We start from the raw sequence: 25344 nt of genomic DNA, 5'->3' as shown, positions 1-25344 counted from the left end.
GATATTTCAACGTGCAGTTGATCCGCCTACTTGATTTAGCACAGATTAATTATACCATGGATTTGGTTAACTACGTACCTACGTTCACCCACCTTATATCCCACGGCTAAAGCACATGGGTTTTACGGTGCTTTCTATAAATTTTCCTTTCATCCTTTATCCTTTTATCCTTCCCCTGTTGAGGGAGGAGTTGGGATGAGTTTGAATGCGATCGCTTCTTTCGGTTTAGGCCACCTCAGAAAGCTGCTGGTCTTCATGTTCTATTTTGAAGACATTGGCATAGAGGTTGGCGACGATTTGTTTGCCTTGTTGGGTCAAATTTAGGTAAGCCAGAGCCTGGGTAATAAAGGGAAAAACGCCATACCAATAGAATTTGGGATAGTTCCGACGGAGGTCTCCGGGATGGCGGTAGTTGAGCTTTTTATTCGCCCCAGTTTCATCAAACTCATAAAATAAGGCCGCAATTTTTTGCAAGTAGCGGGGATCACTTAATTGACCGATGAGATCTGCTGCTCTAACCATTCCAGCATAATTAAATGTATCTTTATGATCTTCATCTGCCGGAACGGGAAAGCGTGTTAGTTCGATATTGCGTTTAATGACTTCTGCATCAATGAGGCGGTGACCTCCGAAACGTTCGGAGATGAAAAGTTTGCCGCGATCGACGTGATAGGGGGTTAAACTGGCATCAGTAGAGCCAAAGGCAATGGGTACTTTCAGGCCATCTCTGCCGGTGGCATAGAGTCGTTTACTATCTTCATCTTGACGACAGACTCCCTTGACATAGCCAATATCATGACACAACAAGGAAATAATGAAATGCAGCCAATCTTCGCAGGATACGCCCCCTTCTCGAATATGTTTGCCGCGCAGGATTTCTTGTCCGACTAATGTTACCAAAATGGTATGTTCAACGTTGTGATACAGGGCATCACTGTTGGCAATATTTTCTAATGCCATACCACCGGCCCAAGAGATTATTTCGGCGTAATCCGGTTTATATCCTCCGTAGGTCCGATGGTAGCCGTATTGCAGGCGTTCCACGAAAGCTTCAATGAGTAGTGCTGTTGAATTAAACATCTTCCGTCTTCTCAATCAAACTAAGTCTTAAAGTTGGGGCAGGTTTCTTGACCACTCAGAGGGCTTTTAAGATCGGACCCCCCCAGAATTGGGGGTCTATCGCCTTTCCCTCTGGATTTGGGTTGGAGGTTGGATCGACATCCCGCCTGGGGAACTGAGGGGTGAAACCCACTCATTGCCAAGGCGGATTTCGAGATGGAAATGGCTGGGTTCCATTCGGTTTAGGGGGACACCCAGTCCACCAATTGTTTTGAGGTTTTCTTGACAATCTCCGTCGCGATCGCGACGGGGATTCTTAAGACTTGCACGCCTTAATATCCCTATTGTCAGGGTTTCCGGGCGCAATCCTTTGGCCAAAAATGGCGGTCTGCTATCAAGCGTCTGACAAGGCGCTTCCTCGGTCGTGACTTTCCTCCATTCCGGGGGTAGGTTTTAACGTCTTTTACTGACGATTTAATTGGTTCAGAACCAAAGTAATTGGTTGTGATTAATTATGTTGAGCATCCGTACTGCTGTTAAGCTAGATACTTGATTTCTCAAAATTCGCAACTTTCTACTCTTTTGAAGATAACACACTTGCCAGACATTTGTGCAATTAGTAGATCTGATAGGCAGGATTTATCCGGCCTATCCCTTTCATCCCTGGACTAAAGTCACCGGGTTTTCAGGGTATTTTTTATAAATGCTTCTATTATGAATTAAACCTGATCCTGATGATGTGATGTGAGTCATTTGACCCATGTGACAATTGAGTTGTCTCTGGAGGGACGAAAAGCTAGAGTCGGCTGAATTCGAGGGGTTTGATGACGGCTAAAAAGATTTTTTGACTCAAAAATGAAAAAATCATGACATTAAATTGATCGCCGTCGGATTAGAGATTCTCCCCGGAGGTATTGATGGACCCCCGGAAGGAAGGCCCTAATTGTTAGGGGGATGGAATATCTGAAACGGTCTGCAGCAAGAAGTTCCCCGGTCCGAGGTCAGATATTCAATCCTGATACCTCCCTCTGGTCACAGGAGGGGTCACAGGAGATCTCTGTTGGATGCAGTCACGGAGTCAAGGTTGACTGGGTGAGCGATCGCCGGTTAGGGAACTCCCCCCGGGTCTGAGGTGGATTGCATCAGGGGGAGTTCGATCACGAATTCAGTGCCTTGACCTGGGGTGGAATTGCAGGAGAGTTCTCCTCCATGTTTTTGGACGACTATCTGGTAACTAATGGAGAGTCCCAATCCTCTGCCTTTGCCGACGGGTTTGGTGGTAAAGAAGGGGTCAAATAAGCGCGATCGCCCAGATTCGCTGATCCCGGGACCATTATCTTTAATCCGAATCAACAGGGTTTCGCGATCGGTTAACGCTGTAGAAATCCGAATCGAAGGCACGAACTCCGGCACTTTGGGATTAGCTTCCTGAGCTGTGAGGCGATCGGGTAAGATATCGCTTAAAACATCGATTGCATTATTTAAGAGATTAAAAAACACTTGGTTGAGTTCGCCAGGATAACAGAGAATCTGGGGAATTGTTCCATAGTCTTTAATCAATTCAATCTCTGTTTCCTCAGCTATTTTAAATCGGTGTTTCAATAAAATCAGGGTGGTGTCTAAATTTTCATGAATATCTACCTTTTTAACTCCGGCTTCATCCATAAGGGAAAACTTTCGCAAAGATAATACAATTTGATTTATCCGGTCAGCTCCAGCGGCAATTGAAGTAATCATTTTTATTAAATCTTCAGTTAAGAACTCAAAATCTAACTCTTCCATTACTTCGCGCACCCTCTCATTGGGGGGGTGTTCTTGTTGATAAATTTCCAGAAGATTGACTAAATTAGAAATGGCATTTTGAACATGAAAGATATTCCCATAAATAAAATTAACGGGATTATTAATTTCATGGGCAATTCCGGCGACTAATTGACCCAAGCCTACCATCTTTTCATTTTGAACCAATTGAACTTGAGCCTCTTGAAGTTCGGTTAAAGCTTGTTCAATTTTTTGCTTTTGATGGCGCATGACAGCTTCTGCCTGGAGTCTTGCAGCATCAGCCTGTTTGCGGGAGGAAATATCCCGGGCGATCGCCAGCACCTCCGATGGACCACTTTTAACATAGCGAACCTCATAAGAAACCCACCGCTCTTGGTTGTTATCCCGTTGAATATACTCCCCAAGCTGGAGCTTTGAACTCAGGAGGGTTTGCTGTACATAATGCATAATCCAAATGGCTAAATCATTGGATAAAACCTCATTAATATGCTTTCCCACAAAACTAGAATCAGCAGCTAACGATTCAGAAATTGGAAAAATATTTTCAGTAAAATCATGACTCTTTTGACGAGCATTACCTGGCTGATTCCCTGGACTGTCTTCGAGGTCATCGGGACCCCCTAAAGAGGGGCTACGATAATCCAAGAAAAATCCATCCTCGCCAATACGAAACATCACATCAGGAATCGCATTGACCAACGCCAGGTTTTTGGCTTCAGTGACATCCAGAGAGCGTTGAGCCTTTTGACGCTCAGTGATTTCCTGTTCTAGGCAGAGATTTTTTTCTTGAAGATTAATCTGAAGTTGGCGTAACTTTAAATGAGTTTGAACTCGCGATAAAACCTCTGCCTCTTGAAAGGGTTTAGAAATATAATCGACCCCTCCGGCTTCAAAGGCTTTGACTTTATCCTCCACATCATTCAAGGCACTTAAAAAAATCACGGGAATTTGGCGAGTGGTTTCTTGCTGCTTCAAGCATTTGCAAACTTCATAACCATCCATCCCCGGCATCATGACATCCAAGAGGATTAAATCGGGCAAGGCATTTTTACAGGCGGTTAAAGCCATGTCTCCCTTCAACGCTTTACAAACCCGATAACCATTATCGCTCAATACAGAGGACAGCAGGCGCAAGTTATCTGGAGTATCGTCTACCACCAAAATATTTGGGCGAGTGTTTTGGGATTCCCGAGATTTATTTAATTCACCGAGAGCGTAATTCATGCCTCCTCCTCCTGTTCAGTTAATTCAATAATCATTTCAAAATCAAAGTTTTTGGTTAATTCTCTCAAGGTATGAGCTAGAGGGCTACTTTCTGCCGGAATTAATTCGAGCAATTCAAAAATTCCTTCATCGTACCCTTGACAAGCGGATTGATAAAGTTCGGTCACAAATTCCGGAGGCATTTGAGATAAATACTTTTTAATATCATTTCGATTTAAGAGCTTTTGACTTGAGCATCCTTCTGGGGAATCCGGAGAAATTTCGGGTTGATAACGATAGCTAACTCCTAGATGAGTGGATATTTTTTCGAGGAGGACTTCTTCTCGAAAGGGTTTGTGCAGAAAGTCATCACAACCGCAAGACAAAATCCCTTCTCGTTCTTCTTCAAAAGCACTGGCTGTGAGGGCGATAATCACAGTCTGCTGCCCTTTCAGACTGGCTTTAATCTGTTGGGTTGCTTGATAGCCGTCTAGTAGGGGCATCCGCATATCCATACAAATCAGATCGGGGTCCCAACTGGACCAGAGGGCGATCGCCTCTTGACCATTTTCGGCTTCTCGTACTTCAAAGCCAATCTCAGAAAGCAGCGTCACTAAAAACCGCCGATTATTAACCGCATCATCGACAACTAAAATCCGATAGCATTCCTGATCACAGTCTAACCCAATCACTTGTCTAGGAGTTTGAACCGGAGGTTCTGGGGTGGCGTTGATTTCCACAATTTGAATCTCAAAGCTAAACACTGTCCCCACTCCCACAGTGCTGCTGACGTGAATATCTCCTCCCATTAATTGGACAAATTTGCGACTAATCGGCAATCCCAATCCCGTACCTTCCTGGGATTTCCGTCCAGTTTCGGTTTGGGAAAAGGGTTCAAATAGCTGATTCATTTCTGACGGTGCAATGCCGGATCCAGTATCTGCGATTTCCACGCAGAGGGTAGATAGAGTTTCGGAGAAATCCAGGGAATTATTGAGAGAATTATGATTTGAATAAGGTTTGAGCTTGACCCGCAAGGTCACCCCACCAGAGTTAGTGAATTTGATAGCATTCCCTAACATATTAATTAAAATCTGACGCAATTTACCTTCGTCAGATTTTATCATTTTCGGCAGGGTGCTATCCAATTCAAAACTCAGGTTCAAGCCTTTATTTTGGGCTTGAAACTTCAGCATTGCTTCTAAGTTTTTGAGAAAGGAAATCATATTAAATGAAGTCGGGTTCAATATGGTTCTACCCGCTTCAATTTTCGACATTTCCAGAACATCATTAATTAAAGAGAGTAAATGTTCTCCAGCTTGATTGATGATTTTCAAGTGTTCCTGGTGTTGCGGGCTTAAGGATGAATTGCGATTCATCAGTTGGGTAAATCCCAGAATCGCGTTGAGTGGGGTTCGCAATTCGTGACTCATGTTCGCGAGAAATTCACTTTTAGCTTGGTTAGCTGCATCCGCTGCGATCGCCGCTTTTTGGAGGGCTTCTGATTGCTTCTGGGTTTGTTCTAGCCATTCCGCTTGCTGCAAAGCAACCCCCAATTGATTGCCAATTTGGATGACAATCTGCCGATCGCTCGGTTGCCACTGTCGCGGGCGATCGCTTTCATAAGCCGCTAACAATCCCCAGAGTTTTGCCCCACAAAAAATCGGGACAATCATGTAAGCTCTAACCTGAAATTCCTCTAATCTTGCTAAGTAACAAGAACTAAAGTTGCGCTGATAAATGTCTTCCACCACTAAGCAACTCTCGTCTCGGTTAAAAGTCCCCCCGGTGTTCTGGATCAGGTGCGTATCGTGCCATTCTAAGCAAGAATTAATCAACCCTTGCATCTGGCAATTTTGCCCGGGAGCCGGTTGCGCGGATAGGTGCAGAGATTGCTTGTTTTTTTGCAAGACGGAAACCTGTTGTGATGAGACCGCTTCCGAGACAAATTCCCCACTATAGTCGGAATTAAAACGGTAAATGGCAACAATATCACAGCTTAAACATCCTTGCAATTCTTCCGTGGTAGCTGCAAAAATTGTCCCTAAATCCAGGGATTGACGAATCCGCTGCACTGCGGAAGCGACTGCCTTTTCTCGTTCGGCACTTTCCCGCAAGACGGCTTCACTTTCCTTGAGTTTAGTAATATCAGTTGCTGTGCCTAACAGTTGCTTAACTGCGCCATCTTCTGTTCTGGCAAAAATCGTTTCCCTGGCTAAAATATTGCGCCATTCTCCCTGAACATTTCTCATCCGATATTCCAGTTCAAAAATCTCTCCCTCTTGAGCTTGAGCTTGAGAGAGTTTTTGAAAATGTTCAGGAATTTTTGGCAAGTCATCCGGGTGAATTAGGGCAGTTAATAAATTATTCCCAAAGTTGGAAATTTCTTCGTTAGAATAGCCCAGCATTTCGGCGATTTCTCGGTTGACATAAATATTCCGATGTTCTAAAATATCGTAAATATATAAGAAATTGGGAGAAGTATCGGCGATTTTCTGCACGAAACGTTGGCTGGCTTGCAAGGCTTCTTCTGCTTTTTGGCGCTCAATCAGTTCAGCCTTGGCTTGCTCAAATAAGGTAGATTGTTGAACGGCGATCGCCAGTTGTCCGGCAATAGATCTCAGGGATTCTATCTCCGAGGAATGCCATTCTCGGGTACTTTGGCAATGATGGGCAATCAGTAAACCCCACAAATTTTGCTCTGTTAAAATCGGAATGACAAGTTTAGCCTTAATCTTTAGGGTTTTCATTAACATCCCTAGACAAGGTAAATGTTTGACCAACTCGGTATCTTCAATCGCTACAATTTCCCCTTGGGTGTAACGGTTTCGTTCCTCTTGGCTAAAGTGTTCCTGGGGAAAAGTATTCCCGTTAATCTCACGCACAAGCGGATCGGACGACTGGGTAACCATGATGCCGGTGCCATCAGGATCAACTCGGTAGATTAACACGCGATCGGTGGATAAAAATTGGCGAACTTCCTGGGCAGCCGTTGTTAAAACTTCTTCTAAATTCAAAGAGGAGCGAATCCGTTCTTGAATGGCATTGAGTAATTGCTCCCGCTTGAGTTGTTGTTCCAGGGCGATTTCTGCTTGCTTGCGATCGGTGATGTTAAAACTTGTCCCAATCAGACGGTAAATGCGATCGCTACTGTCAAAAATTGGGCTTAAATGGGTCAGCCACCAATTATCTTGGCCCTCTAATGGCAGTTTTTCTTCATAGGTGATCCGTTCCCTAGTTGCGATGCATTGCTGATACCGCTGTATCACCTCCTCGGCGACGGCTGGAGGCAACATCTGTTCTGGAGTGGTCCCGCTCATTTCTTCCGCAGAAATCTGCCAAATTTGTTCATGAGTCGGATTACTATCAAAGTAGCGAAATGTGCCATCGGCCAAGACATCCACAATAAAAATTGCCGTTTCTACCCCTTCATAGATACTGCGTAAAAACTGTTCACTTTCTTTGAGGGAGGCTTCAGCTTTAATCTGTTCCGTGACATCTTCAAAATACACCGAAATTCCCTCCTTGGCGGGATAAGTATGAATTTCAAACCAGCGATTTAGAGGGGGATAAAATTCCAAAAATTCCCGGCTGATATTTTCCGCAACAACCCGGTGGTATTCCTCATAAAATCTCCTGTTCCTCGCTTCGGGAAATTCGACCCAGAGACTTTGCCCAAGCAGTTCTTCTTGGTTTCTTTGGAAGAGGATTTCAGCTTGGGGATTGATATAGGTAAATCGCCAATTGGAGTCGAGAGAAAAGAATACATCGGTAATACTTTCTAGGATATTCGTCACCCGATTTGTGGCAGATTCGGCTTCGGCGCGGGCGGCTTGTTCGCGATCGAGCAGTTGCAAGCGTTCTTGTTCAGTCTGTTTGCGATCGCTGATTTCTCGGACGATGGCTAAAATCGATTCCACTGCGCCATTGTTTCCCAACTCGGGGACAATCCGGGCAACCCACCATTTCACTCCCTCTAATCCTGGCAATGCACATTCGAGGGTCTGTTCATTCCCCGTCTCAAAGGCTTGTTGCAGCACCTCAATCCACTGGGATACTACGTCATCAGGAAACCCTAATTCTTGAATAGTTTTGCCGAAAATTTCACCACTGGGAATACGAAAAAGATTTTCCGAGGAGGGGTTGGCATAGAGATAGCGAAACTCACGATTCAACCGCCAAATTAAATCTGGCGCGTGTTCCACTAAGGCTCTAAGTTCTCGTTCCCTTTGAGCGAGGGCTGCTTCGACTCGAATGCGATCGCCAATCTCTGTCTGCAATCGAGCATTTTGTGCTTTCAATTCCCCCTCAAGTCGCGAACGTTCCGGCAATTCCTGTTCTCGAAGTGCAATTTCCTCCTGTAGGCGTTCGTTCACTTGATTTAACTCAATCACTTGGCGATTGACTTGCTCCTGTAACACCTGTATGGTCCTGTACATTTCAATCGGATCGAGGGCTTCTAACAGACTGCTTTGAGTCAGGATCCCCTCAAGATTTCCCAATTCATTCACCACGACTAAGCGGCGAATTCCATTTTCTTCCATTAATTGATCAGCATCCCACAAGGAATCCCGGGTTTTAATCGGAAGCATTGGGGTACTCATGACCTCGGAGGCGACAATTTCTGCTAAATTTAATTGTAAAGCCCGAAATTTAACGATATCCCGTTCTGTAATAATCCCCAGGGGTACTGTCCCTGAGTCATGTTTGGCATCAACAATGACTATACAACTGACCTGATTCTGGGTCATTTTTTGGGTGATTTCCCACAAAGAAGCAGTCTGGGGTAAGTGAATCACGCGATCGCTCATCACTTGAGCGACTTGCTGGAATTTTAATAAATCTGTGGGTTGAAGGACTTTGCGGATACTATTTTGGGTAATCACCCCGAGGATATTTCCAGACTCATCAATAGCCGGTAAGTGACGAATTTTGTGCTGGCGCAGGGTTGATAATACGGAAAAAATATCCAAGTCAGCGGAACCCGATATCCGTTCCGGATCGCGGGTCATAATTGCTGCAACTTTGACGATGTTGATATCCATCGCCTCGGCGGTCATTTTGACTACATTTCGTGCGGTCAAAATGCCGACTAATTGATGATTGTCTACGACTAATGCACAACTCACGCGCTGTTGATTCATGAGGGCGATCGCCTCACTCACCCCGGTGTCTGGCGCGAGCATTAACGAGTCTTTTTCAATTATATGAATCAGGGTTAAATTCATGTTATATCCATGCTTTTTGACTTCAGTTTTTAGGGTGATTTCCCTGAACTCTCAACTGGCTTTAATTCGTTTAATTGATTTCTTCAAGGAACTAACTGGTTTTATTGCTCAATGCTAAATCGGTAAGTTTTTAGGATTTCCCCCGGGGATGGGTTGACTATTTTTATCCGGATAGAGCCTCGTTTAATTTTGTATAGACCCCGGTGATCGGCTTGAGATGGAAGTAAAGCCAAGCTAAAAATTTCTCAATATATTTTAATTTACTAGATCCTGAAGGGAGATTTTACATATTTTTACAATTCTTAAGGGACAGCCAATCATGAATTAAGGGGGTCAGGGTCCGTAATGGGTGGGACGGACTTCGGTTATTTTGATTTGCTCGATTCCCTCTATCAGCGCGTCTCCATCCTTCTGACATCCTGCACTGGGTTAACCCGGCCAATTAGAGTAGCCCGCTCAACCGGGTTGGACTGATTTAAAACAGTAACTATACAGTATAAAGTCCCTTTTGACAACTTTTTTTCCCTCATCTTTATTTCCCGAAATTTTAATTGGGGGAGGGCAGAAACTGGCGGGGAACCCAAGGGATTCGTAAACCTAATCAGATTTATCAACCCTTAAACGGAAAAAAAGGCCCTACCTATTGCTCAATCCCCGAAATTCTGCGTAATAAATCCTCCGGATATTGGCCTAAAAAAGAAAAAATTACCAGAAAAAACCCACACCCAATGCAGAGTGTGGCTACAGGGACAAAGCCCGCAAGCCCAAAAGAAGTGAAAACCGGCTTTTTAAAACCGGATTGGGCCTAATTTTAAAGAGGCTTTCAGAGGGAGAGGTTGACTACGGATTGAATGAGGAGGGAGCCAGGGTTCCTTTGGTCCTCACCCCTGGGGAACCGCACCGCAGCACCTTAGCACGATAGGAGACAAAGGTCATGGCTGCCCCGATCCCCGCTATGCCAGTGAGCAGGGCGAGGGTGGTGGTGACGATGTTTAATAAACCCAAGGTGGGTAGGGCAGTTGATGTGGCGATAGAGGCCCAAATGGATAGAACATCCAGAGTATAGGTGAGGATGAGCAAGAAGAGGGTAATCACGATCGCACTGAGGGCGCGACGCTGTAGGAGGTGGATTCGTTCTGCGGCCTGGTTTAGTGAATTTGCTAGGGGTTGCAGGGAATGTAATTGGACTGGGGTCGCCTTGAGAGTCATAAAGATTATCCTTTGCAGACAAGGAACATTTTTAAAGTTGGCGTGAATCCGGTGAGCAGTTTATGTTCAGTGAGAGGTAGTAAATTATACAAGCTCATCCCTGGAGGGCGATCGCATCAGGGCAGGGGCAGGGGGACCCATTGCCCTAGGAAGGCGATCGCCGGACTCTGAGCCCGATTAATTGGTGAGGTCCGGAAGGGTTAAGGCTTGAGGAGAAGTCGGCGCATTCAAGTCCCGCAGATATTGTTGTGCCAGCAGATAACCGATTTGATTGTGGTTCTGACGGTAAACCTGGGCGGCTTGTTTTAAGTCGGCGATCGCCGCTGGAATTTCTCCTTGATAGGCAAGGGCCTGTCCTCGGATCAGATACCCATTTCCTAAACCCGGTTCGATATCGATCGCCCGGTTGGCATGGAAAATGGCATTTTGATAATCTCCCACCTCCAATGCCTCTTCTGCGAGCACTACAAAGTCATAAGAATCGACTTCAATCACAGTCTGGGATTCCCTGAAAGAAGGCTCAGATAAATTTTCTGCGATCGCCGGTGGGGCTATCCCCATTCCTAAACTAAGCGCTAAAACAGTAACTATATTATAAATGCCTTTCATGGATATTCTCCTTAATTTTTGTCTCTTCAGTTCGCCGATCGCCGAGCCTCAAACTATGAAATTTGTCTGAGCTTTGAACTCTACCTGTGCGATGGCAATGAACACCCTGAAGACCCGCAATTTTAAGTTAAGTCCTAGAAAAATTTGTTAAGAATCTTTAAAATAGTGCAGGTCTCTTACTGAGGTAATCGATAGTTTCCTTGACTCAGGGTTCAAGGGCTTTGGCCCGAGATTGGGTTATTTTAATCCTATCTTCTCAGCCATTCGCTCTGTTAGTCCGAGGGAACTAAACCCTCTGATTAATTGATGCGATTACTCCTAATTTTCGATTTACCTTAGCTTCTATTATCTCAAAATGACTAAACTTAAGGCTCCCCCCCAGGGCAGAGATTCACAGGAATAGATTAGAGAGAACCCCTCTATCATGTGGGCTAACAACAATCGAAAAATTTAAAAGATTAAATGGTGGGGGAGTTTTTCTTCTCGCTGCTCAACTCCTTACCGGGAGTTGATTGAAGAAAATATTAATAAATATTAACTAACCTGACAAATAGCGATCGCTAATTTTTTTTTCGGAACGCGGCTTGCTGAAGAGAATGCTTCCGTAATTGCTGCTGATACACCTGTTCCAACTGGGCGATCGCCCGGGCGAGATCGCCATTGCCCACATCCTGAAGGGAAGGCCAAACCGGAATCAACTGGATCACGGCATAAGAGAAGGAACCCGCCTCAATATCTTCTAATACCCCATATTCATCCAACAGGGCGATCGCGGCGCGGTCTTGATTGGCGGGGGAGAAATCAGCCGCGCCTATTTTTTTAGCCATGCGGTCCCAAGTGGTACTCAAAAACTGGTACTTGCCTGCGGCATCAGAACAAAGCCGGGACCCGTAGCTAGACCCACATTTGATTTCCCGGGGATGATCCTGAAAACTCGAAAACTTGGTCCCGGTAAACTGCATCCGATAGGCGTTGGGACCCGCAGTCCCTTCAGCCCAGGCGATCGTATCGAGAAAAGCCTGAACATGAGCCGCCTTAAGGCTTGCCACCGTCTGGCGTCGAACTTGTGGCGCGGGTTGGGAAAGGGTGATTTCTTCCGTGGTTTCTGCTGGAGAGTTGAAATGGGCTGGAATTGCCAACGCCACCCCCGCCAAACAGACGCCACCCCAGAACGCTGCTTGCTTCTGACGGGTGGCTGGTTTTCGGGACCGTCGTCCAAATCTCTGTCTGAGGGTGGATTCTAAATGAGACAGCATTCCGGTGAAAATCGCCGAACCTGGAGGTGACTGTCCTTTAACCCGGACTTTGGGCCAATGTTGGAGGGGAATATTCACCGGCAACTGTCCCTGACGATACCAATAGGCAAACAGAGACTTGATCACGGACAATCGCGCTTGAGCTTGTTCGGGAGGGATGCGACGGGCGGCAAGGGTTTGGGCAAAAGCTCGAACATCGACTAAGTTAACCACCGCCAGGGGTTTCCCGACAAAGGCTAAAAACTCTTTGACCCATAAGCGGCGATCGCGGCGTTGATGGGGTGGCTGTTGTTGTAGCCAGAGTTGAATCGCCTCGCGATCGGGGGGGATTTGAGTTTTTAGAGTGTCTTGGTTCATAATGTCCTGTTTTTCCGTTTTCCCAGGGGGAATGGTCCTATTGGGTCCACCTGATCCAGAGTGGAAACCCTTTATACGCGAACGGTTTGGGCATTAAAGCCCCTACAGACGAGGGGAGATTTAAGCAATGAGTAGACGAGGAATGGCGATCGCCTTCCCTTGCCGTCCGCTTCCTATACATCAGTCTCTCATCTGGGTGAGCGCAAAAAAACACTCCCCAGGTAGACCTAAATCAAGGGATGCCTCAAGGCCGGATTGACAATCTCACCCAATCGGGAGATCTCAAACCTTTTGAGTCCAAGCTAATTTTATTGGGAGCATCTCATTTTGGTCGCCCTCACCCTAAATCCCTCTCCCAAAATGGGAGAGGGACTTTGAATCCGGCTCCCCCCTTCGACCCTTCGACCCTGAGCCCTGAGCCGGTCGAAGGGTCGAAGGGTCGAAGGGGGGTTGGGGGATGAGGGCGACCAAAATGAGATGCTCCCCTTTTATTCTATTGCCTTGCGGTTTTGGAAATTATCAATATTTATCAATAAAAATATTGCAAAATAAAAATCGATGAATGGTATCATGATAGATTGTCTACTCATCCCCTTTCCGTTGATTTAGTCTCCGAATGCGCCGATCCCTAGCTGCCTGAAGGTGAGCCACAGGAACCGTCACACCTGAGATTTGACCTAAATGAGAAACCGGGTTTCTGCAACCGAGTTGTGACTGATTGCCCGATATTTTGTGAAGAAACCGGGTTTCTTGTCCTGGGCAGCAAGTTGATTCAAGGCAGATTCAGCCTGAAGGACTACCCATGAGGGTTCGACTGAGGGATAATACGAAGGAGGAGTCTGTGCCATAAAAAGGAAGTCGATGAGCATCTTTACCCTGCAATCCATCAAAAAAGATTTTGGCATTAAAGAAATCCTCCGGGATGCCAGCTTTAGCCTCAATCCCACCGATAAAGTTGGCTTGATCGGCACGAACGGATCTGGCAAATCTACCCTATTGAAAATGATTGCCCGCTTAGAACCCGTGGATGGCGGACAAATCTTAGTCAATTCTGGGGTGAGAATCGTGTATCTCCCGCAGCAACCGGAGCTCGATGAAAACCGGACGGTATTAGAACAGGTTTTTGCCGACTGTGGCGATCGCATGAACCTGGTGCGTGAGTATGAGGACCTCAGTCACAAAATTGCCCGGAACCCTGAAGATGGGCCCTTGATGGCGCGGTTATCCGAAGTCATGCACCAAATGGAAACCAGTGGTGCATGGGAGATGGAAACCCAAGCCAAAATTATCCTGACTCAGTTAGGAATCGAAGATTTTGACGCTCAAATCGGGACCCTTTCCGGGGGATACCGCAAACGGATCGCCCTCGCTGCGGCTTTACTCAGTGATCCAGATGTGCTGCTGATGGATGAACCGACGAACCATCTGGATGCGATTTCTGTGGAGTGGTTACAGAGTTACTTGAACAGCTTTCGCGGTGCAATTTTGCTGATTACCCACGATCGCTATTTTCTCGATCGCGTCACCAATCGGATTATCGAACTCGATCGCGGTGAACTTTACACTTACGACGGAAATTATTCTTATTATTTAGAGAAAAAAGCCTTAGCTGAAGAAGCGGCATCGAGTCAGGAACGCAAACATTATGGGGTATTGCGCCGGGAATTAGAATGGCTCAGTCGAGGACCCAAAGCCCGCAGTACCAAGCAAAAAGCTCGGATTGGTCGGGTGATGGATCTCCAGGATAAGGAGTTTAAACAAAGTTTAGGGAAAGTCGAAATTTCCACCGCCAGTCGGCGGATTGGCAAGAAGGCGATCGAGCTTGAAAATGTCAGCAAAGCTTATGGCGATCGCACTCTGATTCAGGACTTTTCCTTTAAATTTAGTCCCGAGGATCGCATCGGAATTATCGGCAAAAATGGCATCGGCAAATCCACCTTACTGGATATCATTACCGGACGCCTTGCCCCGGATTCGGGAACCGTAGAAATTGGCAGTACCATTCATATCGGTTATTTTGACCAACATTGTGATGATTTACTCGCCGCCGGAGATGAAAATCAACGGGCGATCGATTACGTCAAGGAAGAAGCAGAATTAGTCAAAACTGCCGACGGACTCCAAATTACCGCATCCCAAATGTTAGAACGGTTTCTGTTCCCCCCGAATCAACAATATTTACCCATTCATAAACTCTCCGGGGGAGAAAAACGCCGACTGTTTTTACTGCGCGTCTTGATGAGAGCCCCGAATATTCTCATTTTGGACGAACCCACCAATGACTTAGATGTGCAAACGTTATCGGTTCTTGAAGATTACCTAGAAGACTTTAACGGATGTGCGATCGTTGTCTCCCACGATCGCTATTTTCTCGATCGCACCGTCAATACCATTTTTGCCTTAGAAGAAGGGGGCAACCTCCGACAGTACCCCGGCAACTATACGGTTTATCTCGACTACCAAAAAGCCGAAGTCGCAGAAGCCGCACGTCAGGCAACAGCCAGCCAAACCCAGAAAAAACAGGACTCCCAAACCGCCACCGTTGACAAGTCTGAACGAGTCAGTTGGGATAAAAATCGCCAGCGCAAACTTTCCTCCAAGGAAAAGCGAGAGTATCAGCAACTCGAAGCCAAAATTGCTGAAATGGAAGCCGAAAAAGCCGCGACGGAAAAAGCCCTCTATCGGGCTGAACCCGGGGCCGTCACCGAAGTGCAAAAACTCCATCAAAAGGTTCAAGATTTGGCTCATGAAATCGAAGTAGCCACGGAACGGTGGATGGAATTGGCTGAAATAGAAAGTTCCTATTCTAGTAACTAGATAACTGCCTTGTCCAGCAATCTTGATGATGCAGGGCGAGGCAATTTTGTCCTAGCCTGAATAATTAAGCCTAAACCTGTTGTTTATTCTTCTGAACTTATGACCATCACCTGTCAGGAAATTCTGAAAACCCATGAACATCTGTGGCAAGAAGCCACGGTACATCCTTTTTTGGATGGGTGTAAACAAGGCACTATTACCCCAGAGCAATTTAATACTTGGCTGGTGCAGGATTATCAATTTGTGGTAGAATTTACGCGGATGTTAGCCCGGATTTTATCCGTTGCCCCTCGCCATCATTTTGATGTTTTGTTAGGGGGTTTAACTGCCCTGAAAGATGAATTGAATTGGTTTCAAGTCAAAGCTGCCGAACGGAATTTATCCCTAGATGTCTCCAAACAGCGCACCTGTGAAGAATATAGCCAGTTTTTAGAGAGTTTTGCCAGGACTCCTTATGCAGTTCAAGCCACGGGATTGTGGGCAGTTGAGTTGGCTTATAATCAAGGGTGGCAATTGCCCGGACATATACCGGAACCCTATACCGAATTTGCCGATCGCTGGGGAAATCTGGGCTTTACCGATTATGTCAAATTGTTAGAACAACAAGCCGATGAAATGCTCGGTAATGCCTCACCGGATATTCAGAAAGAAGCCGAAGAAACCGTGATTACCGTGGCTCAATTTGAAAAAGCATTTTGGCAAATGGCATTTAATGCCACCTAAACTCAACGGGTGTCAAGACGGGGGATAATCACAGTTTTGGGGAGCATCCCAATGAAAGCCGCCCTCACCCTAAATCCCTCTCCCAAGGTAGGAGAGGGACTTTTTACCTCCGGTTCCCGGACCTTGGCAAGGTCCGGGGACCGTTCGTAAGGCAAATCACTATGAGGGTAAAAACCTACTCTTGTAAGAGGGATGAGGGCAGACTGTCCAAACATCGGATGCTCCCATTTAACCGGATTTATACGAAGTCGAAGAACTCTTCGTCGTCCGGATTTAACCCAACTAAATAATGATAGTTTCCTTCGCCCACAGACTTGTTTAATGTGTTAATAATGGCGCTAGGATTGTGGTAGGGGCCGCTATGGTATAAGGGTTGGCCATCGTCTCCGAATTCTATTTTCAATTCCCCATCCCATTCCCCTAAATATTTTTTGGCTTCTTCAAAATCATGATGAGGTTTAAAGCCTGATTTTTCAGCATATTCAACCGCACCCCAGATAATGGCTTGAGCCTGAGTTAATGAAATTTTCTCAGAACCCCCGAGCAAGGATTCATAATACAAGGAGGAAATTCTTTCATATTCACTGCGATTGTATTTGCGCGGTCCCGAGGCATCTTTGACCCCTAAACACCAATAATCCACGAGGTAACTACAGGTAATAAAGCGGTTAAATCCAGGCGATCGCGTTACCGTAACCAACGCAAAACCCGGCCCTCTATCATTATTTGTATCCTCGTCGGGGACGATCGCCTCTTCTTGCGGAAACAGCCGAGAGAGACAATTGGCATTGACTAAACACTCGACTACGGGGGGTAATTCTCCAGATTCCTCACGGGCGATCGCCACTTGTTCCGCTTGTTCCTTCAGAAACCCGGAAACCTCCGAGACTTTCAATCCCATTTTGCGGGCGATTTGCTTCGGCGTTAACTTCTTCTCCCGCAAGATGAGAATTTCTTGGGTTTGTTCGCTATCCATAATTTTCCTCTGATTGATTCATTATTTAGAGTACAAAAATCCAGCAATCAACATGATTAACACCATCTCCCCAATCCTCCCCAATCCTCCCCAACAACCGACGCGCTAAGGTAATATAGGTCTGTCGTGGGCGATCGCCCCACGCAGAACCTGCTTAATCTGGCTCAATTCAAGGAGAAACCTATGCCTCGCGCCATTATGGAAACCGACAAAGGAACGATTTATCTGGATCTGTTCGATAAAGATGCCCCGAATACCGTGGAGAATTTTACCAAATTATCTGAAAGTGGGTTTTATGATGGATTAACCTTCCATCGGGTGATTCCCAATTTCATGATTCAAGGGGGATGTCCCAATGGACAAGGAACAGGGGGTCCGGGTTATAAAATTAATTGTGAAATTAACCCGAACAAACATCTAGCGGGTACATTATCAATGGCCCATGCAGGACGAAATACCGGGGGAAGTCAATTTTTTATTTGCCACTCTCCTCAACCCCATTTAGATGGAAAACATACCGTTTTTGGTAAAACCGAAGATATGGATGTTGTCAACTCTATTCGGGCTGAAGATAAAATCCTATCGGTTAAAATCGAGAAAGACTAAGTAAAATCGGTAGGGGTTTAAACCCGGTTCCCCTACCGAGCAATCCAGACTCAAATTTAATACAATTCATATTTGAGTAAAGTACAAGGTAAAGAACCATTGTAAATGGGAATGCGGCGTGAGGGTCGCAGCCCGATTTTTTTTGTGAGGGCTTTATTCCCGGATAAAATATAAGCAGTCCATCCGGTAAAACGCTGTTTTAAAATATCTCCAATGGATTTATAGAAATCACCCAATTGATGAACTTCACCGAGACGTTCTCCGTAGGGAGGATTGCAGATAAAAATTCCACTTTCAGCCGGGGGTTCTATCTGATAAAATTCTTGGATTGAAAAGTTAACATGGGCATCTAATCCGCAGTTTTCAGCATTGAGATGCGCTTGTTGGATCACAGACCGATCGCGATCGCTGCCGTAGATGGGGGCCGTTAATTCGGGTTTTTGACTCTCTAGAGCTTCCTGGCGGATTTCCTGCCAAAGTTCTTGGTCAAAATCTCGCCAACTCATAAACCCAAACCGTTCTTTAAACAATCCTGGGGCAATATTTAACGCCTTTAAACCCGCCTCTAAGGGTAAAGTTCCGGACCCGCATAAAGGGTCTAAAAATGTCTGTTCTGGGGAATATTCAGCGAGTTCTATAATTGCTGCAGCTAAGGTTTCTTTGAGGGGTGCAGTTCCCATTGCCGGACGATATCCGCGCCGATGTAAGCTATTTCCCGAACTATCTAAACTGAGAATTGCGCGATCGCCATGAATATGCAAATTCAGCAATAAATCCGGGTCCTGCGGGTCCACCGTAGACCGTTCTCCCGTGCGATCGCGTTGTTGGTCTACAATCGCATTTTTGACCTGTAAAGCGGTAAAATGAGTGTGATTAAGTTTTTGATTGCTGCCGGTACAGTTCACCGCCAGGGTATTACCCGAGTCGAGATACTCTTCCCAATCAATAGACTGGATTTCTCGATACAGCATTTCAGCATTTTGGCAAGAAAATTCTCGGATGGGCATCAAAACGCGAAACAGAGTTCTTCCCCACAAATTAACCCGGTAAAGTAAGGCGCGATCGCCAGAAAAATGGACCCCTGTAAAGTCCGGACGAACGTCCTGAGCACCTAACCGTTCTAATTCTTGGGCAGCAATGGGTTCTAAACCCCGAGCAACAGTCGCAAAGTATTCAGTCATCATAAGTGATAGTTTATCATTCAAATGGGTTAGACCGAGGAATTTTCTTGAATTAAAAAGGCAATATAGCGACCCTAAATCAGTTAGTCATAAAGAAAGCCCCGCTCGATATAAGTGCACCGCGCCCAGGCTTCAATAAAGCACTACAAAACTTTCCGATATGGATCCAGATCCAAATTTATTTAGACTCGTTATAGGTTCCCAGATGAACATCCCTTTTTCCTCAAGCATTTGGTTTAAGATTAAAGCAATCGCAGCCAACCGCCTATTTGATGCTAACCTATAGAGAACAAGTTCCACAAGAGAAACAGTGTCGAAGTCGAAGTTTAATTGTAGCCATGTAGCCATGACCAAACCTTTAATCAACAAGAAAAGAAAGGAAGAAGATCTTCTCTATGCGCTCTCTCTTTTTTCAGGGGCCGGGGGTATGGATCTGGGCATCTCCCAAGCTGGGTTTAATGTAGTCACTTGCATAGAAAAAGATCCTTACTGTTGTGAAACCTTACGAACAGCCTGGATTACCCCACAACATCAACCCCGGATTATTGAGGATGATATCCGCAACATCGATCCGGCAAAACTCATGGGCGAACTGGACATGGAACCTGGAGAACTTGATCTACTCTATGGCGGGTCACCCTGTCAATCATTTTCTCAAATTGGCAAGCGGAAATGCTTGGATGACGAGCGAGGAATACTTTTGTTTGAAATCATCCGTTTTGCTGAAATCTTTCGTCCAAAAGCAATATTAATCGAGCAGGTCAAGGGACTTTTAAATGCTCCAGACCCGATGGGGAAAGTTGGTGGAGTTTTTGAGTTGCTTTTAGAACGTCTGGAATCCCTGGATTATTTTTCCAAATGGAAAGTCATGAGCGCCGCCGACTATGGAGTGCCTCAACTCAGGGAGCGAGTTTTTATTGTCAGCACTCTTAAGACCGACCTGTTCGAGTTTCCTCAACCGACCCATTGCTCTTGTAAACAAGCACTTCCGTTGTTTCCTTTGCCTCCCTACAAAACAGTGGGTGAAGCGATTGAAGGATTAGGAAAACCACAACCCAAATATGGAAAACAGCTAGATGATAGTCATGTTGATGTAACACCTGATGGAGATCGGCGGCGCATTCATGGGGTACCAGAGGGTTCTTATTTAGCAAAAGAATTGCTTTTGCCTCCAGAGCAACGCGGCAAACTGGGCAAGAAAGATACCACTAAGTTTCGACGTTTATCCCGAATGAAACCAGCCTTAACATTGCGCTGTGGAGAAATTTTTTTTCACCCCACAGAAGACCGCTATTTAACACCGCGTGAGTATATGCGAATTCATGGATATCCCGATGAGTATTTACTCAAAGGGCCAATTAGAAGTCGCTCAGGCCGAGTCAGAGATCTCGATCAACATAGACAAGTGGCAAATTCTGTGCCACCGCCTGTTGCTAAAATACTGGCTTCAAGTATTCAAAGGAGTTTAGCGTGCCGAAAATCTTTGAAATCTTTGGTTATCCAATAAATGATCGATCTGAAGAAGCTGAACTGAACCGGAGGCAAGCTCGCTGTCCTTTTATGGAGCGCGATTGTGATGGTGGAGGAAATCGTTACCTTTCACAGATCGACTTATCTCACCACCCTGAATTACAAATCATGTTCCCAAACCGCTCTAAGTTAGCGGCTGGTGTCTGTTCCATCCAAGTCAAAGCCAATATAGCTCCTTGGATCGTTTGCCCTAGAAGACTTCTCGTATTAGGGCGCGAGCGGGCAGGGGAAAGGACTTGTCAAAAAAATTCAGAACTTGAAACTTTACGGCTTTTGGGATATCCTTCAGGTACGCGCTTAGGGGTGTGGCCTGAATTAACCTTAAAATATAGCCGGGTAGTGAATGAGGTTAAAATGTCCTTTCACTACACTTTTGATTATCTAATCATGCCCATTTCTTCCCAGAGCCAATCACAAATTGAAGAATCGACCCACCAAAAATGGAGTAAATTGCAACCCATCTTTCAAAACGGGGGTTACACCCTAGCAAACCGAGGTGGCGAATATTATGTAGAAGATTGTCCGACTGGAGTACCCAGCATCATTGAAATTATGACTTCAAGCACTTCAGGGGGTAACAAAAATACCAGAACAACTATCCCAATGGCTTTTGAAGATGCCCTACGGGATCAACCCCATGCTGCCCCTAGTATTAATTACCGCCAAGTATGGGCGCGAATGGTGAGCCAACTGATCGTTAAGAGTGAAATCGCATTGAATTGGGGGGGAACGAGCATTTGGTTAGTCCAAGATTTGTTGGTTGATTACATTTGTAGTTCTACTGGCCTAAATCTCCGAAACTTCTTTTCAGAAAATACGAATGAGGTAAATCTATTAAGTTTTTCTTATGGTACATCTTTTGAAAGGTCTAGGGGATTAATCGAGTTGGACCATCCACAACTTTTTTCAGGGCCAATCGCAGCAAATCTGGTAGACTCTGATCGGGAACCGAGTTTTCAGGACATCATTCGCGCTCCAATTTGCCCACCACTTCCTAGTCTGTTGGCAGTCGTGGCACGACGAAAACCCATCAATCAAGTGATTGCTCCCTAATGTAGGGGCATTCAATCGAACCGCCGCGACAACAGATATATAGCAGTCCTAAATCAGTTTTGTCGTGGATCCATGCTTGAAACTCTTGTAGTGCGAAAAGCCTGCGGCATAGATGGTGCTGTGCGGCGCTGGCTCTTCCTCCTGTGCGTGATGCCACTCAAGCGTGTCGGAGGCATCACATTTTGCTCACAGTCTTTGTTACAAATCCTGCAAGGATTGCTATAGAGGGAATGGATAAGTTCCGCTCCGGTTAAATGTCACCGTTTTTTCTGGAACTCCCTAAGCAAGCGTGGCAGTTTTCCTTGAATTGGCCCCAGAGCAAATCAACTAAAATTATCCAACTTGCTGTGAAATTGAATCCTCTTCTGGCTGTCGGCTATACAAAGGAAGCCTAACGGTAAATGAGGTCCCGAATCCCACCTCACTTTTGACGGAAATTTCTCCGCCATGTAAGTCGGTACTGCGTTTCACCATTGCCAATCCCAAACCTGTACCGGGGATATTTCCGACATTTCCGCAACGGTGGAAGGTTTGGAAGAGACGGGGTATTTCATCGGGGGGAATACCAATCCCCGAATCTTTAATCATAAAAATCACCTCGGTTTCGGTACAGGCTAATTCAAAATACACCTCTCCCCCATCCGGGGAGTATTTAATCGCGTTAGACAGCAAATTGTTTAAAATATAGCGTAATAATTTTTCGTCAAAGCCAGGTTTACTGGATTTATTCTGTTCTAAAAACTCGGGTGAGTAATTTTGTTCAAAATTAATCGTGTAATTTTTAGTCGAAGAAAATTGAAATTCTTCGACAATTCCTTGGCAAAATGAGTCGAGGTCAAGGGGTTGAGGATTAAACGGAAGTTGGCTCATTTCGGCCCGTCCGATGAACAGCACATCTTCAAGTAATTGGGTCATGTTCACCGTAGCCGATTGAATGCGATGGAGGGCTTGGAACTTTTTATCGAATTTGTCATTGGGCCATTCCTCTAAATAATATTCGAGTAAATCAGCAGAGGAAAGAATGGTGGTCATAGGGGTGCGGAATTCGTGAGAAACCATTGAAACAAACCGGGTTCTAAACTCCATGATTTCTCGTTCTTTTGCCAAGGCATGACGCAGTTGCTCCTCAGCGCGTTTGAGTTCAGTGATATCTTCAGAAATTCCGGCAATACGATAGATCTTACCTTCTTCGTCACGGATGGGAAAGCCCCGATCGCGAATCCAGCGAATGGAACCATCGGGTCGAATGATCCGATATTCGCGGTCAAGGCGATCTAAAGGCATTAATCCGGTGAGGACGGCTTGGCGATCGTCAGGATGAATTGCATCTAAACGGGCAGTGGGTTTCTCATACAATTCCTGGCGTTCGAGTCCCCAAATTTCCTCGTAGGCTGGGGAAACGTACAGGATTTGGCTATAATCTGGATCGCTAATCCAAAAGACCTCTTCGATATTTTCGGCTAACTGGCGGAACCGTTCTTCGCTGGCTTGGACGGCTGCCTCTGCTAACTTTTGTTCGGTGATATCTCGTCCGACGGCTTGAAACTCACTCAACACTCCCTGGGCATCAAAAATGGCGCGATCGGTCCACTGTTGCCAGCGGACTTCTCCATTGGGGAGGACGATCCGACGTTCCCGGGTGACCACTGGCATGGCGACGGGGTTGCGATCGATATCGGGTATCAAGGAAACCACCGATCCATCCATGAGTTCTTTGCGACTCACACCGAAATAGCGACAGTAGGCATCATTGACAAAGGTCAGGGTGCCATCCGGTGCAAACCGACAAATCAGTTCGGTTTGATCTTCGACAATGGCCCGATAGCGAGCTTCCGAAGACCGCAGGGCCACTTCCGCTAAGGCGCGTTCTTTATGAAGAGAGACGGCAGCAGCGGCAGCCTGGAGGATGGAGACTTCTGACTCGGACCACACCCGAGGTTCTGTGCAGTTGTCAAAGCGAATAAATCCAAAGAATTCCCCATGCACCATCAGGGGCAAAATCAGCAGGGATTGAATCCCGGATTGTTCTAACAGTACCCGTTCCGAGTCGGGAAAGTTACTCACAACATCGGCAATGACTTCTCCTCTGGCTAACAGAGAGACCCACCGCTCAATCAGCCTCGGGGCCTTTAAGGAGAAACATTGCGCCGGTTGGGGAGTGGTGTCGGATCCGGGTTGAATTTTTAATTCTTCGCAACTCCACTGGGCCACCAAAAGCGGGGAGTGACCTGTTGGCGAGGAATTCTCCGCTGACAGGGGCGGATTTTGACAGAGGTAGACTCGACTGGCACGAGCCGCTTGTCCCAAGGGTTTGAGAATTTCTGTGTAGGGGTAGCTGGGACTATTATCGGTGGTGGTATCTCCCTTAAAGGCGAGGAGTCGGCGCTGGACCTCAACTAAGGCTTCTAACTGCTGATTGGCTTGGCTAAGTTCCTGGGTTAAGCCATGCAGTCGTAAGGCGGCACGCACCCGGGCTAGAAACTCTTCGGTTTCGATGGGTTTGGAGAGAAAATCATCGGCGCCAGTATTGAGTCCTTTGATGCGATCGCCCACTTCTTCTCGCGCAGTGAGCAGGATGAAAAACATCGGTGCGAGTTCGGGGTCGGACTTGATTTTCTGACAGACTTCTAATCCATCGAGTCCGGGCATCATCCAATCGCAAACGATTAAGTCGGGTTCCAGTTCTCTCGCCAACCGCAAGCCTTCAGTCCCATCAGAGGCCACGGTGATGCGATGTCCGTCGCTTTCGAGTAAGTCCTGGAGGACAAGCTGCACAGTTACGTCATCATCAACAATTAGGATTTTAGCCATAGTAAAAAATGTAGCACGGTAAAAAACAAAGGGTCAACTTCACTCGAATACTGGTTTGATTCAAAAAGGCTTTTTTATACTTCCCATTGTTGGCTACCCAATTGCTTTAGCTTGTATTCTAAATAAGTCGCAGGTGAAAGCATTTACCTCAATCTAATTTATGTAGCCCTCGCAACGGACAATTCCTCGGTTTATTGATGCAGGCGACTTAGGGGCGATACCCGCTTTCTCGGGATCCGCTCCAGACTGGGGTAAAAAACAAGAGGGCGTTTTTCCCCGATGACCACTCCGTAGATGCTCTGTGAAAGGTCATCTGTTTCGGAAAACCCTTGACCCTAGCCGCTCTGAATCAGGAGCAGTTAGAGTCTAATCGAGTGGCTACCCGAGCATGGGGCATCACCCCGGAGGATTTAGACCCCACCCTAGCATTAAGCTACTTCTACACCCGATATTTTTTCCCCTTCTATCTTGTTAGGGTACATGGAGTGGGGAACAGTTCGGTGACGAATAGAACTTGATTGCAATTGCAATTGAGTTCTCTCTATTCTGAATCGACAGAGGAGAAAATCCGCAGATCATCACCGATCGCCTAAGTTCGGTGAATCCGAATTACTGCCTCGGACTGAAAAATGGCCGCCTCGGTTGCCATCATCCTCACCTGTAGCTATCTTGCTGCTATTCTTCCCTGGGGAGGGGTCTGGATTCGGGCCGGGGATCCCTGGACCCAATCTGTGCCGATCGCCCGTTAGGGTCAGTAGGCACAAAAGCGACCACAGTCCCAGGCCATGCTTCAATCCTCCAGGCAAAACGCTACACAAGAGAAACACGGTAGGGCTGGTAGCCTCGCGCTCTAAAGATGCTATGTGGAAAGCCCACACGAGGGGTTTTAACCGCCTACACTGTAGTCCAACCATGATGAGGGTCGTTAATGTAGCGCTCTATCG

Annotated in this window: 16 protein-coding genes; 7 read left to right on the top strand and 9 right to left on the bottom strand. The window is 46.2% G+C overall.

Annotated elements, in window-relative coordinates:
• Positions 1-225 precede the first annotated feature (225 nt).
• The 6 genes from J0895_RS08720 to J0895_RS08695 all read right to left on the bottom strand — a co-directional run bounded on the left by J0895_RS08720 (position 226) and on the right by J0895_RS08695 (position 12703).
• Positions 226-1080 carry an Npun_R2479 family HD domain-containing metalloprotein gene (locus J0895_RS08720; protein WP_207087716.1) on the bottom strand — a complete coding sequence of 285 codons (855 nt, stop codon included), beginning with the start codon at positions 1078-1080 and terminating at the stop codon, positions 226-228.
• 1086 nt (positions 1081-2166) lie between these two features.
• Positions 2167-4065, bottom strand: coding sequence for a hybrid sensor histidine kinase/response regulator (locus J0895_RS08715; protein WP_207087715.1), 1899 nt, complete (start codon positions 4063-4065; stop codon positions 2167-2169).
• Positions 4062-9272, bottom strand: coding sequence for a PAS domain-containing protein (locus J0895_RS08710; protein ID WP_207087714.1), 5211 nt, complete (start codon positions 9270-9272; stop codon positions 4062-4064). The genes J0895_RS08715 and J0895_RS08710 overlap by 4 nt, the downstream gene beginning before the upstream one ends.
• A gap of 840 nt (positions 9273-10112) precedes the next feature.
• Positions 10113-10481 carry a hypothetical protein gene (locus J0895_RS08705; protein WP_207087713.1) on the bottom strand — a complete coding sequence of 123 codons (369 nt, stop codon included), beginning with the start codon at positions 10479-10481 and terminating at the stop codon, positions 10113-10115.
• Between the two features lie 177 nt (positions 10482-10658).
• On the bottom strand, positions 10659-11090 hold the full coding sequence (locus J0895_RS08700) for a hypothetical protein (protein WP_207087712.1): 432 nt from the start codon (positions 11088-11090) through the stop codon (positions 10659-10661).
• 560 nt (positions 11091-11650) lie between these two features.
• The gene (locus tag J0895_RS08695; RefSeq protein ID WP_207087711.1) at positions 11651-12703 is read right to left on the bottom strand and encodes a glycoside hydrolase family 24 protein; all 1053 of its coding nucleotides are present in this window, start codon (positions 12701-12703) and stop codon (positions 11651-11653) included.
• An 861-nt stretch (positions 12704-13564) separates the two neighbouring features.
• Between J0895_RS08695 and J0895_RS08690 the strand changes: the two genes are divergently transcribed.
• Both J0895_RS08690 and J0895_RS08685 read left to right on the top strand, forming a co-directional pair.
• Positions 13565-15520 carry an ABC-F family ATP-binding cassette domain-containing protein gene (locus J0895_RS08690; protein WP_207087710.1) on the top strand — a complete coding sequence of 652 codons (1956 nt, stop codon included), beginning with the start codon at positions 13565-13567 and terminating at the stop codon, positions 15518-15520.
• 99 nt (positions 15521-15619) lie between these two features.
• The gene (locus tag J0895_RS08685) at positions 15620-16243 is read left to right on the top strand and encodes a TenA family protein (protein ID WP_207087709.1); all 624 of its coding nucleotides are present in this window, start codon (positions 15620-15622) and stop codon (positions 16241-16243) included.
• Positions 16244-16481: 238 nt separating this feature from the next.
• Here the strand turns inward: J0895_RS08685 and J0895_RS08680 are convergent, their stop codons facing one another.
• On the bottom strand, positions 16482-17219 hold the full coding sequence (locus J0895_RS08680; protein WP_207087708.1) for a DNA-binding response regulator: 738 nt from the start codon (positions 17217-17219) through the stop codon (positions 16482-16484).
• Between the two features lie 183 nt (positions 17220-17402).
• Between J0895_RS08680 and J0895_RS08675 the strand changes: the two genes are divergently transcribed.
• Positions 17403-17825, top strand: coding sequence for a peptidylprolyl isomerase (locus J0895_RS08675; RefSeq protein ID WP_207087707.1), 423 nt, complete (start codon positions 17403-17405; stop codon positions 17823-17825).
• A gap of 56 nt (positions 17826-17881) precedes the next feature.
• On the opposite strand, the gene J0895_RS08670 is transcribed toward J0895_RS08675, so the two are convergent.
• On the bottom strand, positions 17882-19006 hold the full coding sequence (locus J0895_RS08670; protein WP_207087717.1) for a THUMP domain-containing class I SAM-dependent RNA methyltransferase: 1125 nt from the start codon (positions 19004-19006) through the stop codon (positions 17882-17884).
• A 346-nt stretch (positions 19007-19352) separates the two neighbouring features.
• Between J0895_RS08670 and J0895_RS08665 the strand changes: the two genes are divergently transcribed.
• From J0895_RS08665 to J0895_RS08655, 3 genes are all read left to right on the top strand, one after another.
• The gene (locus tag J0895_RS08665) at positions 19353-20513 is read left to right on the top strand and encodes a DNA cytosine methyltransferase (protein WP_277989806.1); all 1161 of its coding nucleotides are present in this window, start codon (positions 19353-19355) and stop codon (positions 20511-20513) included.
• Complete coding sequence (locus tag J0895_RS08660; RefSeq protein WP_207087705.1) at positions 20477-21589, top strand: hypothetical protein; 1113 nt, start codon at positions 20477-20479, stop codon at positions 21587-21589. Before J0895_RS08665 ends, J0895_RS08660 begins: the two co-directional genes overlap by 37 nt.
• 72 nt (positions 21590-21661) lie before the next feature.
• A complete protein-coding gene (locus tag J0895_RS08655) occupies positions 21662-21814 on the top strand; it encodes a hypothetical protein (RefSeq protein ID WP_207087704.1) in 153 nt (50 codons plus the stop codon).
• 108 nt (positions 21815-21922) lie between these two features.
• On the opposite strand, the gene J0895_RS08650 is transcribed toward J0895_RS08655, so the two are convergent.
• A complete protein-coding gene (locus J0895_RS08650) occupies positions 21923-24400 on the bottom strand; it encodes a PAS domain S-box protein (RefSeq protein ID WP_207087703.1) in 2478 nt (825 codons plus the stop codon).
• Between the two features lie 329 nt (positions 24401-24729).
• Here J0895_RS08650 and J0895_RS08645 point away from each other — a divergent pair, with 329 nt between their 5' ends.
• Positions 24730-24918 carry a hypothetical protein gene (locus J0895_RS08645; protein ID WP_207087702.1) on the top strand — a complete coding sequence of 63 codons (189 nt, stop codon included), beginning with the start codon at positions 24730-24732 and terminating at the stop codon, positions 24916-24918.
• Positions 24919-25344: the final 426 nt, after the last annotated feature.

Origin of the sequence: Phormidium pseudopriestleyi FRX01 (genome assembly GCF_017313335.1) — a bacterium.
Taxonomy (GTDB): domain Bacteria; phylum Cyanobacteriota; class Cyanobacteriia; order Cyanobacteriales; family Laspinemataceae; genus Laspinema; species Laspinema pseudopriestleyi.
The sequence above is the reverse complement of the archived record's forward strand: the minus strand, read 5'-3'. Positions and strand labels throughout refer to the sequence as shown.